This window comes from Yoonia litorea (genome assembly GCF_900114675.1).
Classification (GTDB): domain Bacteria; phylum Pseudomonadota; class Alphaproteobacteria; order Rhodobacterales; family Rhodobacteraceae; genus Yoonia; species Yoonia litorea.
Genome location: NZ_FOZM01000001.1, coordinates 1,184,366 through 1,198,370, shown reverse-complemented (window position 1 = coordinate 1,198,370; position 14,005 = coordinate 1,184,366). Strand labels below are relative to the sequence as shown.

At 56.7% G+C, this 14,005-nt stretch carries 17 protein-coding genes; 7 read left to right on the top strand and 10 right to left on the bottom strand.

Annotated features, from left to right (window positions below; translation table 11 throughout):
- Positions 1 to 19 precede the first annotated feature (19 nt).
- Both ctaA and BM316_RS06270 read left to right on the top strand, forming a co-directional pair.
- Positions 20 to 1,153, top strand: a complete 1,134-nt coding sequence (ctaA, locus tag BM316_RS06275; protein ID WP_090205371.1) for a heme A synthase — start codon at positions 20 to 22, stop codon at positions 1,151 to 1,153.
- 2 nt (positions 1,154 to 1,155) lie between these two features.
- The gene (locus BM316_RS06270) at positions 1,156 to 2,625 is read left to right on the top strand and encodes a carboxypeptidase M32 (protein WP_090205368.1); all 1,470 of its coding nucleotides are present in this window, start codon (positions 1,156 to 1,158) and stop codon (positions 2,623 to 2,625) included.
- Between the two features lie 48 nt (positions 2,626 to 2,673).
- Here BM316_RS06270 and BM316_RS06265 read toward each other — a convergent pair whose 3' ends face one another.
- Complete coding sequence (locus BM316_RS06265) at positions 2,674 to 3,519, bottom strand: enoyl-CoA hydratase (protein ID WP_090205364.1); 846 nt, start codon at positions 3,517 to 3,519, stop codon at positions 2,674 to 2,676.
- Between BM316_RS06265 and BM316_RS06260 the strand changes: the two genes are divergently transcribed.
- The 3 genes from BM316_RS06260 to rpsI all read left to right on the top strand — a co-directional run bounded on the left by BM316_RS06260 (position 3,518) and on the right by rpsI (position 5,110).
- The gene (locus BM316_RS06260; protein ID WP_090205361.1) at positions 3,518 to 3,943 is read left to right on the top strand and encodes a PaaI family thioesterase; all 426 of its coding nucleotides are present in this window, start codon (positions 3,518 to 3,520) and stop codon (positions 3,941 to 3,943) included. The two genes, BM316_RS06265 and BM316_RS06260, sit on opposite strands and share 2 nt — an antisense overlap.
- A 178-nt stretch (positions 3,944 to 4,121) precedes the next feature.
- Positions 4,122 to 4,619: a 50S ribosomal protein L13 gene (rplM, locus tag BM316_RS06255; RefSeq protein ID WP_090205359.1), complete on the top strand. Its 498-nt coding sequence runs from the start codon at positions 4,122 to 4,124 to the stop codon at positions 4,617 to 4,619.
- Positions 4,619 to 5,110 carry a 30S ribosomal protein S9 gene (gene rpsI, locus BM316_RS06250; RefSeq protein ID WP_090205356.1) on the top strand — a complete coding sequence of 164 codons (492 nt, stop codon included), beginning with the start codon at positions 4,619 to 4,621 and terminating at the stop codon, positions 5,108 to 5,110. Before rplM ends, rpsI begins: the two co-directional genes overlap by 1 nt.
- A gap of 53 nt (positions 5,111 to 5,163) precedes the next feature.
- On the opposite strand, the gene BM316_RS06245 is transcribed toward rpsI, so the two are convergent.
- The 9 genes from BM316_RS06245 to mnmA form a co-directional block, all read right to left on the bottom strand.
- Positions 5,164 to 5,679 (bottom strand): acyloxyacyl hydrolase, encoded by a 516-nt coding sequence (locus BM316_RS06245; RefSeq protein ID WP_090205353.1) that lies wholly within the window; start codon positions 5,677 to 5,679, stop codon positions 5,164 to 5,166.
- Between the two features lie 5 nt (positions 5,680 to 5,684).
- A complete protein-coding gene (locus BM316_RS06240) occupies positions 5,685 to 6,302 on the bottom strand; it encodes a TetR/AcrR family transcriptional regulator (protein ID WP_090205351.1) in 618 nt (205 codons plus the stop codon).
- The gene (gene ppk2, locus BM316_RS06235) at positions 6,295 to 7,164 is read right to left on the bottom strand and encodes a polyphosphate kinase 2 (protein ID WP_090205348.1); all 870 of its coding nucleotides are present in this window, start codon (positions 7,162 to 7,164) and stop codon (positions 6,295 to 6,297) included. The genes BM316_RS06240 and ppk2 overlap by 8 nt, the downstream gene beginning before the upstream one ends.
- Positions 7,165 to 7,365: 201 nt before the next feature.
- Entirely contained in the window at positions 7,366 to 8,358 is a 993-nt protein-coding gene (locus tag BM316_RS06230; RefSeq protein ID WP_090205345.1) for an alpha/beta fold hydrolase, read from the bottom strand.
- Positions 8,348 to 9,265: a homoserine O-acetyltransferase MetA gene (gene metA, locus BM316_RS06225; protein WP_090205342.1), complete on the bottom strand. Its 918-nt coding sequence runs from the start codon at positions 9,263 to 9,265 to the stop codon at positions 8,348 to 8,350. The genes BM316_RS06230 and metA overlap by 11 nt, the downstream gene beginning before the upstream one ends.
- Before the next feature lie 36 nt (positions 9,266 to 9,301).
- On the bottom strand, positions 9,302 to 10,165 hold the full coding sequence (locus BM316_RS06220; RefSeq protein ID WP_090205340.1) for an ATPase: 864 nt from the start codon (positions 10,163 to 10,165) through the stop codon (positions 9,302 to 9,304).
- A 57-nt stretch (positions 10,166 to 10,222) separates the two neighbouring features.
- Positions 10,223 to 10,903, bottom strand: coding sequence for a DUF4336 domain-containing protein (locus BM316_RS06215; RefSeq protein WP_090205337.1), 681 nt, complete (start codon positions 10,901 to 10,903; stop codon positions 10,223 to 10,225).
- A 63-nt stretch (positions 10,904 to 10,966) separates the two neighbouring features.
- On the bottom strand, positions 10,967 to 11,425 hold the full coding sequence (locus BM316_RS06210; protein ID WP_090205335.1) for a YHS domain-containing (seleno)protein: 459 nt from the start codon (positions 11,423 to 11,425) through the stop codon (positions 10,967 to 10,969).
- Positions 11,426 to 11,571: 146 nt separating this feature from the next.
- Positions 11,572 to 12,711, bottom strand: a complete 1,140-nt coding sequence (gene mnmA / locus BM316_RS06205; protein ID WP_090205332.1) for a tRNA 2-thiouridine(34) synthase MnmA — start codon at positions 12,709 to 12,711, stop codon at positions 11,572 to 11,574.
- 125 nt (positions 12,712 to 12,836) lie between these two features.
- On the opposite strand from mnmA, the gene sciP reads away from it, so the two are divergent.
- A complete protein-coding gene (gene sciP / locus BM316_RS06200; RefSeq protein ID WP_090205329.1) occupies positions 12,837 to 13,115 on the top strand; it encodes a CtrA inhibitor SciP in 279 nt (92 codons plus the stop codon).
- 92 nt (positions 13,116 to 13,207) lie between these two features.
- Entirely contained in the window at positions 13,208 to 13,921 is a 714-nt protein-coding gene (ctrA, locus tag BM316_RS06195; RefSeq protein WP_090205327.1) for a response regulator transcription factor CtrA, read from the top strand.
- Positions 13,922 to 14,005: the final 84 nt, after the last annotated feature.

The window sequence follows — 14,005 nt, the reverse complement described above, 5'->3', positions numbered from 1 at the left end:
AGATCAACCGGAGACCACAATGGCGACGAAACGTTCGATTTTTGAAGACGTTGGCGACACCCCCAAACAAACAGCCGCTCCTGGCGGCATCGACAAAGGCGGGCAGGGCGCACGCGCGCTGATCCGCGGATGGTTGATGGTTCTGTTTGGCCTTGTGGTGGTGATGATCGTCGTTGGTGGCCTGACCCGCCTGACAGACAGCGGGCTGTCGATCACTGAATGGAAACCTGTGACCGGGGCATTGCCACCGATGTCAGAGGCTGCGTGGCAGGACGAATTCGACAAATACCGCGCGATCCCCGAATACCAGCTTCAGAACCGCGGCATGAGCATGTCGGAATTCAAGGTGATCTATTGGTGGGAATGGGGGCATCGCCAGCTTGGCCGTTTTATCGGTCTGGTCTGGGCGGCCGGATTTGTCTTTTTTCTTGCCACCCGCAAGATGCCGACCGGTTGGACAGGCAGGCTTCTGTTTATCGGTGCCCTGGGAGGTGTGCAGGGGGCGATTGGCTGGTGGATGGTCTCCTCAGGTCTTGAGGAAGGGATGCTCGACGTGGCCTCCTACCGGCTTGCGACACACCTTGGACTTGCCTTCGTGATCTTCGGGTTTATTGCCTGGTATGTGTATCTGCTGGGGCGAAGTCAGGCTGATCTGATGCAGGCCAGACGCGGCTCGGACCCGCGGCTGATGCGCCTTGGCAGCGTGCTTGTCGGTTTTGCATTTCTGCAGATCATCTTGGGCGCGCTTGTCGCCGGGATTGATGCCGGACGTGCGTTCCCGGACTGGCCGTTGATGGCCGGAGGGTTCTTGCCGCCGCAACCTTTCGATTTGCAGCCTATGTGGCGCAATTTCTTTGAAGATGCAGGGCTGGTGCAATTCATGCACCGGATGGCAGGCTACGGATTGTTCCTTTTCGGTCTGTTCGTCTGGTGGCGGGCACGGCAATCGGCCAATGGTCAGACGCGTTATGCCTTCAATGCCATGATGGCGGTGATGTTGCTGCAAATGGTGCTTGGCATCGTGACGGTGATCTATTCGGCACCTTGGCAGATTGCCATCGTGCACCAGCTTGGCGCGGTCATACTCTGGGCCTTGATCCTGCGGGCGCGGTTCCTCGCGCAATACCCGCTTTCACAATCTGTCAGGGGCTAGATATGGACGCATATACCGAATTGCTGAGTTTCGCGCGCGAAACTCAGGCGCTTGGCGAGGTGGCTGGCCGTTTGGGCTGGGATCAGGAAACGATGATGCCAGAAGGTGCAACGCCGCAGCGTGCAGAAGAACATGCTGCCATGGCCAAAGTGCTGCATGCACGGCATATCGACCCGCGTGTTGGCGAATGGCTGGCTGTGGCCGAGGCAAAAGATCCGGTCGCCGCAGCCAATCTGCGCCACATCAGGCGCAGCTTTGAGCGTAATTCCAAAGTGCCCGCAGACCTCGCCGCGGCACTGGCCAAGACAACATCATTGGCACACCGTGTCTGGGCGCAAGCCCGCGCGGATGAGGATGTCGCAGCCTTCTTGCCGCTGCTGGAGGAAGTTGTGGCCTTGCGCATCGCCGAAGCGCAAGCCGTGGCCGGTGATGCCGATCCATATGATGCACTTCTGGATGACTACGAACCCGAGGCGTCTGGGGCAGGAATTGCTGCCATTTTTGACAGAATGCGTCCGCGTCTGGTGGCGCTGCGACAGGCCATCCTCGAAAAACCCGCGCCCTCTGCATTGTCGGGCACATTCGACGAAGACGGCCAGTTGCGTCTGTCAGAGGAACTTGCCAGGGCCTTCGGCTATGACACCGCGCATGGGCGTATCGACAAGGCTGTGCATCCCTTCAGCTCCGGTTCAGGGCTGGATGTGCGGATCACGACACGCACCAGTCTGACAGATCCTTTCAACTGCTTCTATTCGACGATCCACGAAGTCGGTCATGCAGCCTACGAACAGGGAATCGATCGGGCGCATTTGCTGACACCACTGGGCAGCGGTGTGTCCATGGGCGTGCATGAAAGCCAAAGCCGCATCTATGAAAACCAGCTGGGGCGGGGACGTGCGTTTACAGGGTGGCTCTTTGAGCGCATGAAGGACACTTTCGGTGACTTCGGCATCGCGGATGCAGATGCGTTTTACGCCACCGTCAACCGCGTCAGTGACGGGTTCATCAGAACCGAGGCCGATGAGGTGCAGTATAATCTGCATATCATGCTGCGGTTCGATCTTGAGCGTGCGCTGATCTCCGGTGATTTGCTGGTGCGTGATCTTGAGGCGGCCTGGAATGACCGGTTCAAGTCAGATTTCGGATATGCCGTCGATAAGCCGTCAAATGGCGTCTTGCAGGATGTTCACTGGTCTGAGGGACTGTTCGGGTATTTCCCGACCTACAGCCTTGGCAACGTCTATGCAGGCTGCCTCAATAGCGCGATGCGGGCAGAGCTGAGCGGTCTCGACGACGATCTTGCGCGGGGCGACACCTCGCGGGCGACGGGCTGGTTGCGCGAGAACGTGCAGCAATTTGGCGGACTGCGCACGCCTATGGATACCATCGCCCATGCGACTGGCAGCCTGCCAAGCGAAGAGCCGCTCTTGCAGTATCTGGAAGAGAAATTCGGGCGGATTTACCAGCTGTAACCGCCGGAGCCTCCGGCGGGGATATTTGGGGGCCGATAATGACGAAAGTCAGTCCCAGTTCGGCTTTCGCTTGTCGAGAAAGGCGCTGATCCCTTCGTTGGTGTCATCGCGCAGCATATTCTGGACCATCACGTCACCGGTATAGGCGTAGGCCTCAGCCGTGGTCATCGCGGCCTGCTCGTAAAACGCCGATTTGCCTGTCTTGACGGCGGCTGGAAGCTTGCCTGCGATCGTTGCGGCCAAGGCGCGTGTCTCATCGGCCAGAGCGTCAGCAGGCACAGCACGGTTGATCAGTCCCAGATCGGCCGCCTCTGAGGCGGTCAGAAATTTGCCGGTGGTCAGCATCTCGAAGGCTGCCTTGCGGTGGATATTGCGTGTCAGCGCAACCATCGGTGTTGAACAGAAAAGGCCAATGTTCACGCCATTGACGCCAAAGCGGGTGGTGTCGTCTGCGATGGCCAGATCACAGGTGGCAACAAGCTGGCACCCTGCGGCGGTGGCGATCCCATGAACCTGCGCGATCACCGGTTGGGGAATTGACTGGATCGTCTGCATCATCGTGGCACAGCGATCAAACAGATCAGCGAAGTAGGCGGCCCCTGCATCTTCGGACTGCCGGCCTGACTGCATTTCTTTCAGATCATGGCCGGCGCAAAAGGCCTTGCCTGTCCCGCGCAAGATAACCGCCCTGACCGAGGCATCATCTTTGATCGCATCGAGGTTTGCCTGCAAAGCGGCGAGCATGGCGTGTGACAGCGCGTTAAGCCGTTCCGGCGCATCCATCGTCAGCGTTGCGATATGATCAGCGTCATCACGATGCAGGATTGTCATTCTGGCCTCTTTGTCATTTTCTGCCACACGTCGATCGCACCCTAGTAGAAGTGAAACCTGCATGAAACTGCAAATGGATGTCCCAGCCCTGAACCACTTTTTAAAGGAGGAATTTCCGCAGGTCCGCGACAGTCTGCTGGTTGAGGCGATCCTAGAGGACGGGTTGCGGGTCCGGCTTTGCGTTGATGACAACCATTTGCGGCCCGGTGGGACCGTTTCAGGGCCAGCGATGTTCATGCTGGCTGACGTGGCGATCTATCTTTCTATCCTCGCGCGTATTGGACCACAGGCGCTGACGGTCACGACAAGCTGTGCCATGGATTTCCTGCGCAAACCTCTGGCCGGTGTCGATTTGCTTTGCGAGGTACGCGTCTTGAAGATCGGGAAGCGTCTGGCGATCTGCGATGCATTGATCCTGAGCGAAGGGCAGGCGGGTGCGGTGGCGCGTGCGAATATGACCTATGCAATCCCGCCGGCGCAGGCCTAGCGGTTCTGGCGGCTGAATTGAGTGATTTTTCTTGGGGTAAATTGATACCTATTTTATAAGGTATTGAGAAAGCGAAATTTTATCGCACAAAGAGCGATTGACTACGGCCTGCGCGCGTTTATAACGCCGCAATCGAATGACCCCGTGGCGCGATGCCACCTTAACCTTTTGGTGAGATATGAAAACCTTTACCGCAACTCCTGCGGATATCGACAAGAAATGGATCCTGATCGACGCCGAGGGCGTTGTTCTGGGCCGTCTTGCGTCGATCGTCGCAATGCGCTTGCGCGGCAAGCATAAGCCATCTTTCACACCGCACATGGACATGGGCGACAATGTGATCGTGATCAACGCCGACAAAGTCCAGCTGACAGGCCGTAAGCGCGAAGAGCGTTACTACTGGCACACTGGCCATCCAGGCGGCATCAAGTCCAAGACAAAAGCCGAAATTCTTGAGGGCGCACATCCTGAGCGGGTCGTCATGAAGGCCGTTCAGCGCATGCTGCCCGGCGGCAAGCTGAGCCGCAAGCAAATGACGCATCTGCGCGTCTTCGCAGGTGCTGAGCACGGCATGGAAGCCCAGAAGCCCGAAGTTCTGGACGTGAAGTCCATGAACAAGAAAAACACACGCACGCAGCACGAAGCCGACAAGACCGGCACACCGGGGAGCGCATAATGGCTGATCAAATCAACTCGCTCGAAGAGCTCGGTCAGGTTGCCGAAGGCGCTGCCGAAGCTGTTGTCGAAACTGCCGCTCCTCGTGAGCCTGTCCGTGACGAGCTTGGTCGGTCTTATGCGACCGGCAAGCGTAAGGACGCCGTCGCACGCGTCTGGATCAAGCCGGGTTCCGGCAAGGTCACTGTGAACGGCAAGGAAATGACCCAGTATTTCGCCCGCCCAGTGCTGCAGATGATCCTGCGTCAGCCATTCCAGGTTGCTGGCGTTGTCGATCAGTTCGACGTGATGGCGACTGTCTCTGGCGGTGGTCTGTCCGGTCAGGCTGGCGCTGTAAAGCACGGTGTTTCCAAAGCACTGCAGCTTTACGATCCATCCTTGCGCGGTGCGCTGAAGGCTGCCGGCTTCCTGACACGCGACAGCCGCGTGGTTGAGCGTAAGAAGTACGGTAAGCGCAAAGCACGTCGTAGCTTCCAGTTCTCCAAGCGTTAAGCTGGTACATACAGAATTTGCATCAGGGGCGGCCTATCGGGTCGCCCTTTTTATTACTGTGTCTGCCAACTCAGCCTGAGGCCAAGTGTCTCCAGACCGGGATTGAGCGAGCTGGTATTGGCGTTGGATCGGTGATCGAAGACGACAGAGAGGCTTGCGCCGTTGTCGAAATGATAACCTGCGGACAGAGAGCCACGAAATTGCATCGGAAAACCAAGGTCTTCGCCGTCGCCTTGCAGGTAGAGCCCCGGCATCAGGGAAAGCTCCAGATAGACTGGGCCATCGCTGATCCGTTCAGTTGACCATTTCGCCCCTGCACCGATCCAGATGTCAGAAGTATCGGTGACGCTTGCCCCGATTGTTGGCTGCACCGCACTTATATAGTGCGGCAGATCGTAGCTGAGATAAAACTCGTCTCCGGTGATCTCTTCCTGAAAATAGGTCTCACCATATTGCAGATGCCAGCGCTCTGGCGCCGTACTTTCACCGAAGCAATCAGTCGGACATTCGTTCAGGTAGCCGTCGAGCCCGCCCATGATGAAAAAGAATACGGCGAAACGGCTGTCCATGTTGCTTATTCGTCCTGCGGGATCAGGCCCAAGCCGCGCAGGTAGATGCCGATGCCTGATTCAAGCAAATCCTCTGGCGGAAAGGGGCTTTGTGTTCCGGGGTTTGATCTGGCGAAAAGTTCGACAACGCCATGGCTCATTGCCCAGATATGCGCGCTGAACATTTGCGGGGGGGGACGCTTTTCTGCCGGAATATGTTGGCTCAGCTCTGTCGCGGCCTTTTCGAGCACGCCCATGGCGCGGGTGGCGACCTTATTCAATTCGGGCGAGCGATTGATCGAAATCCCGCTTTCAAACATGGCGATGTAATAGCCGGGAAATTTTCTGGCGAATGCCAGATAGGCGCGGCCTGTTGCCTCAAAGGCTGCAAGTGCTGATGGTTGGCCGTCGCCATAGGCGTGTTCCATCAGATCGCCGAACATCTCATACCCTTGCAGGGCAGCGGCAGCGATCAGGTCCTCGCGGCCTTCGAAATGACGATAGACTGCGGCTGGCGTGACGCCAGCCTCGCGCGCGGCCTCTGACAAGGTAAACCCTGTCGGCCCCCGCTTTTCGATCAGAGTGAGACAGCCTTTGATGAGTGCCTCACGCAGATTGCCGTGATGATAGCCGCGTTTAGCCATGGCAGAGGTCCGGGCCTCCGATAACTGCGTCGTCGATTGGGGTGAGGGCGGAGGTGTTCTTTCCGGTATAGTCAAGCTGGCTCAGAATATGACGAATGACCTGCACGCGGACGCGCCGCTTGTCATCGGACCTTGCGACTGTCCACGGTGCAAAAGGCTTGTGCGTGCGCTCAAGCGTTTCGCCGATGGCATTGGTGTAGGCGTCCCAGCGATTGAGCCCTTCGACATCAATCCAGCTCAGCTTCCATTGCTTGAGCGGATCTTTCTCGCGGTCCAGAAAGCGCTTCAACTGCGTCGCACGCCCGACGTTGAGCCAGACCTTGATAAGCTTGATTCCTTCATGCGCGATCATTTGCTCGACTTCGGGCACCTGCTGGAACCAGCGCTCGCGTTGTTCTTCGGTGCAAAAGTCGAAGACGTCTTCTACCACGCCGCGGTTGTACCAGCTTCGGTCAAAAAGGACGACTTCACCTTTGGCTGGCAGGTGTTTGATATACCTTTGGAAATACCACTGATCTGCTTCGACATCGGTCGGTTTTGAAAGCGCGACGACCTTTGCATATCGCGGATTGAGGTTTTCAGTGAAGCGCTTGATTGTGCCGCCTTTGCCGGCCGCATCGCGGCCCTCGAAAACAATAGCGACCCGCTGGCCGGTTTCGCGCACCCAAGTCTGCATTCTGACCAATTCGATCTGTAACGCCTCAAGTGCTGTGTTGTAGGCGTCTTTGTCCCAACGCTTCTGGTAAGGATAGTCAGGATTCACGATATCGTTCTTCTTGGCACCAGCGATGCTGGCGCGCACATCTTCAGGCGCACCTTCCTGATAGAAGCGGCTGATCGCGCCATCGAATGGTAAATCCATGAAAACTCTCCCAAACCGGTCTGTTATATATGGGGGGAAAGGACTGAAAGCGCAATTCAATGGGACAGGATCAGGCAGCAAGACAGCATGTTACCTGATGTCAGCCTGACAGGAGTGCCTTATTGACAGTTGAAAACCCGTAGGAATGATTTCCTGCCTTTACGTCAGAGCTCCGGAGTGGGTCCGACATGGGCGAACCTATCAATTGATCGCTGCGCGTTCTGCTGCGCGGTCAATGGCCGCGATGGTTTCAGCGGGGTCAGCGTGATGCGGCATGTGTCCAACCCCTTCGAGCCGGATCAGATTGACCTGCGGGATAATCTCGGCAATGCGCTCGGAATGGATTTCGATTGGTACCGTCGTATCCTCAAGCCCATGGATGATCTCGATGGGCAATGTCAGTTCAGGGTAGCGCTTCTCCATTTCGACGACATGGGGGCGCAGCGTATTCACCTGACGGATATTCGCCCGCATACTTTCAGGGCGGAGCGTCAAACCCGCACCTATGTAATGGCCGTAGCCTTCAGGGGCGGTCTGAGGCGCAAATGTGCCTTCTATCCGGTCCTCGACGATGGATTGTGGCGTGTAGGCGGATATGATCGGAATCGTTGTCGCGCCGCCAATGAGGCTGCCGTTGACAGTGTAGTAGGCACCAAGATCACCCGGCCAAGGCATCGCGACACCTGCGAGAGACACGATGGCCGCCGGATTGGCGGGGCTTTCACTGTCCAATGCTGCAATCGCCCACGCCAGCGACACGATCCCGCCGAAACTATGCCCCACAAGGATCGGGTCAGTGATGCCAATCGCCTCTGCCGCGTCGCGGAGTAGTTTGGCCTGATTGATTGGCGCGTCACCCGCCGTCTCAAGAAGTCCCTTTGGTACCTCAGGCACACGGCCTGTATAGCCAAGGCCGGGCCTATCGAAGGCCGTGACGGTATACCGGTCCGTCAGGCGCCCCATCAGGTCGAAGGTAAAGTCGCGGACATTGCCACCTGCACCATGCAGCAGAACCACATGTGGGCCAGAGCCTTCTTGCACGTAATGCACAGGCACACCGTCAACCTCGACGGTCTTGCCAAGCGCAGGATATTCCTGCTCTGCCGCAGAGGCGCGATATCCGGCAACGGCGGCTGTCAGGGCCGCGCCGATGCCGATCGCGATGGCTGTATATGTCAGTGCTTTAAGTGCCAATCAGGTCCATATCAAAATAGGTGGTCTGGTAAATTTCGTTGATCCAGTTTCCATATAGGAGATGCGCGTGGCTTCTCCACCTATTCTGGGGGACTTTCGTCGGGTCATCGTCAGGATAATAGTTCATCGGCACGTTGATGGGCGTGCCGTTGGCAATATCACGATCATATTCCTGCTTCAGGGTGCCACTGTCATATTCGAAGTGGTTGAAGATATAGAGCGCGCGATGTGCCTGATCCTCAACCAGACAGGGGCCGGCGTCTTCGCTGGTGATGAGCGTCTTCAGCCCGTCCGCTGCATCAATTTCATCCTGACGCATCTCGGTCCAGCGGCTGACAGGAATGACACAGTCATCAGAGAAGCCGCGCAGATAAGGTGATGCAGGCGCTGTGTTCTGGTGGCGGAAGCAGCCGAAGGCCTTGTGATCCAGCATGTGCTTCTTCACGCCGTGAAAATAGTTGATCATCGCCATACCGCCCCAGCACACGCCGAAGGTCGAATGCACATTGGTCTGTGTCCAGTCAAAGACCTGCGTCAGCTCATCCCAATAGGTCACCTCTTCAAACGGGAGATGCTCGATGGGTGCACCGGTGATGATGAGACCGTCGAACTTTTCATCGTGAACATCGCTGAAGGGGCGATAGAATTCCTCCATATGTTCGGCGGCGGTGTTCTTGGTCTGATGTTCGGTCATGCGGATCAGCGAAAGCTCGATCTGCAAAGGCGTGGCCCCGATCAGACGCGCGAACTGGTTCTCTGTCTGGATCTTCTTTGGCATCAGGTTCAGCAGGGCAATCCGCAAAGGGCGGATATCCTGACGCGAGGCGGTCGCTTCGTCGAGAACCATAACGCCTTCTTGTGAAAGGACGTTATAGGCGGGCAGGGCGGAAGGCAGTTTGATCGGCATGGGAATGATCCTGATTGGAGGGCAGAGATAGGGCGGCTACCCGCGCATCTCAAGAGCGTCAGCGATCATGCTGACAAAGCCCTCCGTATCCTTGACCTGTTCGACTGCCTGTTGCTCGACCGTCAGGCCCCATTTCTCAGCCATGGCCTGATACCGCGGCTGGCGGTGAGCCAAGGCTTTGGCAAAGGCCCAGCGGATGAAATCATCCGGATCAACTTTCTCAGGTGCGACGTCGAATTCCGCCAGATAGGCCTGCCATGTCTGCAATAGGAATGCAGGATCATATGACATCGGTTTCGGCTCTTTGTCGAACCGGCGGATCAGTTCGGCGGTATGTGCCTCGGTTCCTTTGATCCAGACCATCAAAGTGCGCGCGGCAAGGTTTGTCAGGATCGGATCGTCGGGATTGTCGGCATCGACCCATTCACAAATCGACCCGCCGGTGTCACAGACGAAATGCGGATACTGGTAAAGATCAACCGAGCGGTCGATGAAATAGCCTGTGTCAAGCAAGGCAGACACCTCAGCCGCCTGAAACTCGTCCTGACGGCGTGTGTATTCGTCCCAAGGCAACCCGCCTTTTGAGGCATCACCAGGTTTGCCGAGATAGGATGACATCGGTTTGAGATCATCAAACGAGATGTTCGATCCGATATAGATCGAGTTGGAGCGTAACAAATCGCGCAGGAAGGGCACTTTCATCGCTTCGCGTTTTGCGTTGTCAGCGATCTTTTCGCCCATGTAGCGGGTTCCGATCCGATAATCGATCGAATAATGAAACCAGTCACCTGTCCCGCGCAGCATGGTCGAAAGATAGGTCTTTCCCAATCCTGACATCGCAAAAAGCAGGACGCGTTTTTGCGGGGCGTTGCGCCATTCAGATGCAGAAGCGTAAATCATGGCGCTTTGCGTAACCTTTAGCCTTGCCTTCTTCCAGTGTTTTCTGACGCCGTCAGGCTAGAACAGCCAGTCAAAGGTTTGGCGCAGTTGTGCCTGCCCATTGGAGGTGACAGGTGCGCCATGCGCCATCACGACTTTGTCTGCGGGCCAGTCCAGAATTGGTTTCACCAGCGCACGTGCCTTGGGTTTGCTCCCGAAGCCGAGCCGGAACTTGCGCGGAACATTCGGGCGGTCCCCTGTCATCAGGTCCAAACGCGCTACGATGCCTTGCCATCCTTTGTGGAACCCTGGCGGAAATTGCTGGATCAGGTCCGTGAAAAGTACCGTTTTGGACGGTCTGTGAAAGAAGACGGCTTCTGTCGTGATCTTGTGCGGGACGATGTGATAATCCAACTCGCCACCCCAAGACGCCGGTGCGCCATTATCGAGGAACCCCGCGAATGTGAGGTCAGGGCGTTTGCTGGCAAGCGCACGTGGTGCCCAGATGGCCGCGTCGGGAAACGCTGCTGACCAGTCTGCTATTGCCAGATGGTGCAGCGTGTTTGGCGCGATCAAATAGGCGACAGTGCCAAGTGTGGCGACCCCAGTGCGGATCGCCTCTGTCAGACCGACCGGCGACCAGACAACCAAACTGCCGTCAGACAAGCGGAAGATGGCTGAGCGGGTCGGATATTCAAACCCGTAGGACATGACCGATCCGCCGTCAATCAACCAGATTTCTTCTCCGAATGCATCCATCAAAATCACCCTGCCACAACAGAGCGATCTGACGTCAGCAAAGACCGCGATGCAACCTCGAACTTAACCCAGAACCGCAGGCCAGTTGGCATTCGCGGCTGCGATATGTCCGGGAATGTCGCGCTCCCAACGGCGACGGACGCCGGTTGAAAAGTTGAGGTAGAGTTTCCCGTCAACGATGCTCCAGGCCTCAGGCACCGTTGAGGCGGTGTAGCCCTGACTGACAGCGTAAGCACAATACCCGCCGTATTGGGGTGCGTAGGCCATCGGGTCGGCCTCGAATTTCGCGCGGTTTTCCTCCGACGCGAACTGCCATGTGGCCCCCATGTAGTCGGTGGTGATGCTGGGGTCACCGGCGACAGGGCCATTGCCATCAAAATAGGCAACCGTATCAGATCCATCGATGGCGATACCACCTTCGGTATAGATTTGCGCGGTCTGCGCCATTGAGCGCGTCGCGATGATGCCTGCGACGGGTGCTGTCAAAGCAAGCCCAAGCAAATGGCGGCGGGTCAGTGTCATGGGAAATCCTCCACAAGATTGCGTCTCTTGCGAATTAGATGGGACCATTCAGATGCGCAAAGCTAGTGCTGACACAGACATGTGAGGCGATGTTGCAAACCGTTTGTTACAAGGCGGTCAGCCGCGAAACAGCTCTGCCAGAGCCTCTAGTTGCCGCGCCAAATCCATCCACCACCGAGCACGCGCGTGCTATCAGGATCATAGAAAACACAGGCTTGTCCCGGTGACACACCCTGTTCGGCGACCAGCAATTCCACCTCGGCTTCTGTTTCCGACATCGGCCGCAGGATTGCATCGGTCGGCGGGCGGGTGGACCGGACACGCACGGCAATGTGATGCTCGGCTTTGTCCATCAGATTGCCTTCACCGATCCAGTTGATCTCTCGCACCGGCACGCGGCGGGTGGCAAGCATCTCTTTGGGTCCGACGACAACCTGTTTGTTGTCCACATCGAGTTTGACCACGTAAAGCGGGTCCGCAAGACCACCGATCCCCAACCCGCGCCGTTGACCGATCGTGTAATGAATGACGCCCTTATGCGTGCCAAGGACGTGCCCATCGACATCGACAATCTCGCCCGGTTCGGCCGCACCTGGGCGCAGTTTTTCGATGACGGCCGCGTAATCGCCGTTGGGGACAAAGCAGATATCCTGGCTGTCAGGTTTGTCGGCAACACTCAGTCCGTATTTGGCCGCCAGGGCGCGCGTTTCCTCTTTGGATTTGTGATGTCCCAGCGGGAAACGCAGATAATCGAGCTGCTCTTGCGTGGTCGAGAACAGAAAATAGCTTTGGTCCTTTGTTGGATCAGCCGCGACGTGTAGCTCTGCACCCTCCAGACCCATCTTGCGCTGGATGTAGTGACCTGTGGCCATACAGTCGGCATCGAGGTCCTTGGCTGTTTCCAACAAATCCTTGAACTTCACCCGTTCGTTGCAGCGGATGCAGGGCACCGGCGTCGCGCCGCCCAGATAGCTGTCGGCGAACTCGTCCATCACGGCTTCGCGGAACGTGTTTTCATAATCCAGAACGTAGTGTGGAAACCCTTTTTCTTCGGCAACACGGCGGGCGTCGTGAATATCACGGCCAGCGCAACAGGCTCCTTTCTTGGCCAGTGCCGCCCCGTGATCGTAAAGCTGGAGTGTGACACCGACGACGTCATATCCTTCATCTGCCAGCATTGCTGCAACGACAGAGCTGTCGACACCACCGGACATGGCGACGACGACACGTGTCTCGGCGGGGGCTTTTGCAAAGCCCAATGAGTTCAGAGGCGATTCCAGCGGCATCTCGATATCCTTTGGGGTTTGGTCGAAATATAGGAAAATGCGACACACTCTCAAGACGAGGCGTTACCCGACCTTAAGGCTTGCGCTGCATAACCTGTCAGCGACATGAAAAGAAGAGGTTGGTTATGTATCTTCGCAAGGTCTCAGGACCACGCTCGGTCACATTGCCCGACGGCACCATCATGACGCGGGCTGATCTGCCCGATAAGGGTACAACACGCTGGGTGGCGTCTCGCAAGGCTGCGGTCGTTCGTGCAGTTGCCTATGGCCTCATTACCAGATCATCTGCATTGGAACGCTACGCTCTCTCTGATGAAGAATTCTCTGAATGGGAAACAGCCATCACCATGCATGGCGAAGCGGCACTCAAGGCGACAGCACTGCAAAAGTTTAGACAACCCTAACGGGTATATGGAATTTACGATGCGTATGGTAACGTGTGGTTAAACTTTTAGCGGTTAGTTAGGATTATCACATACCGGAGTGGAGAGCTCGCATGCGCGTTTTGCTAGTAGAAGACGATCCAACGACCTCGAAAAGCATCGAATTGATGCTGACCCATGCCAACCTGAATGTTTATGCCACCGATCTTGGTGAAGAGGGCATCGATCTGGCAAAGTTATATGACTACGACATCATCTTGCTCGATATCAATTTGCCCGACATGACCGGGCATGAAGTGTTACGGCAACTGCGTTTGAGCAAGATCGAAACGCCGATCCTGATCCTGTCCGGCGACGACGATACCGAAAGCAAGATCAAAGGGTTTGGCTTCGGTGCAGACGATTACCTGACCAAACCGTTCCACCGTGAAGAACTGGTCGCGCGGATTCATGCAATCATCCGGCGGTCCAAGGGGCATGCACAATCCATCATCAAAACCGGTCAGATCGCCGTCAATCTGGACGCGAAAACCGTCGATGTGGAAGGCAACACCGTTCACCTGACCGGCAAGGAATACCAAATGCTTGAGCTGCTTTCGCTGCGCAAGGGGACTACACTGACAAAGGAAATGTTCCTCAATCATCTTTACGGCGGCATGGATGAACCGGAATTGAAGATCATTGACGTCTTCATCTGCAAGCTGCGTAAGAAACTCAGCGAAGCGACCGCAGGCGCAAATTACATCGAGACTGTCTGGGGGCGCGGCTATGTCTTGCGCGACCCTGAACCTGTCGCCCAACACCAACCACTTGCGATCGGCGCCTAGGCGTCGTCCATGCGCCCGACGGACAGGGTGTGAAAACAACAAGACGGCCGATGATCGCTGGACGCTGATCGTCGGTCCCCCTAA

Bases quoted from the DNA above. Each gene is read 5' to 3' on its own strand.
- ctaA (WP_090205371.1), top strand. From the start codon at position 20: ATGGCGACGAAACGTTCGATTTTTGAAGACGTTGGCGACACCCCCAAA.
- BM316_RS06270 (WP_090205368.1), top strand. From the start codon at position 1,156: ATGGACGCATATACCGAATTGCTGAGTTTCGCGCGCGAAACTCAGGCG.
- BM316_RS06260 (WP_090205361.1), top strand. From the start codon at position 3,518: ATGAAACTGCAAATGGATGTCCCAGCCCTGAACCACTTTTTAAAGGAG.
- BM316_RS06265 (WP_090205364.1), bottom strand. From the start codon at position 3,519: ATGCAGGTTTCACTTCTACTAGGGTGCGATCGACGTGTGGCAGAAAAT.
- rplM (WP_090205359.1), top strand. From the start codon at position 4,122: ATGAAAACCTTTACCGCAACTCCTGCGGATATCGACAAGAAATGGATC.
- rpsI (WP_090205356.1), top strand. From the start codon at position 4,619: ATGGCTGATCAAATCAACTCGCTCGAAGAGCTCGGTCAGGTTGCCGAA.
- BM316_RS06245 (WP_090205353.1), bottom strand. From the start codon at position 5,679: ATGGACAGCCGTTTCGCCGTATTCTTTTTCATCATGGGCGGGCTCGAC.
- BM316_RS06240 (WP_090205351.1), bottom strand. From the start codon at position 6,302: ATGGCTAAACGCGGCTATCATCACGGCAATCTGCGTGAGGCACTCATC.
- ppk2 (WP_090205348.1), bottom strand. From the start codon at position 7,164: ATGGATTTACCATTCGATGGCGCGATCAGCCGCTTCTATCAGGAAGGT.
- metA (WP_090205342.1), bottom strand. From the start codon at position 9,265: ATGCCGATCAAACTGCCTTCCGCCCTGCCCGCCTATAACGTCCTTTCA.
- BM316_RS06220 (WP_090205340.1), bottom strand. From the start codon at position 10,165: ATGATTTACGCTTCTGCATCTGAATGGCGCAACGCCCCGCAAAAACGC.
- BM316_RS06215 (WP_090205337.1), bottom strand. From the start codon at position 10,903: ATGGATGCATTCGGAGAAGAAATCTGGTTGATTGACGGCGGATCGGTC.
- BM316_RS06210 (WP_090205335.1), bottom strand. From the start codon at position 11,425: ATGACACTGACCCGCCGCCATTTGCTTGGGCTTGCTTTGACAGCACCC.
- mnmA (WP_090205332.1), bottom strand. From the start codon at position 12,711: ATGCCGCTGGAATCGCCTCTGAACTCATTGGGCTTTGCAAAAGCCCCC.
- sciP (WP_090205329.1), top strand. From the start codon at position 12,837: ATGTATCTTCGCAAGGTCTCAGGACCACGCTCGGTCACATTGCCCGAC.
- ctrA (WP_090205327.1), top strand. From the start codon at position 13,208: ATGCGCGTTTTGCTAGTAGAAGACGATCCAACGACCTCGAAAAGCATC.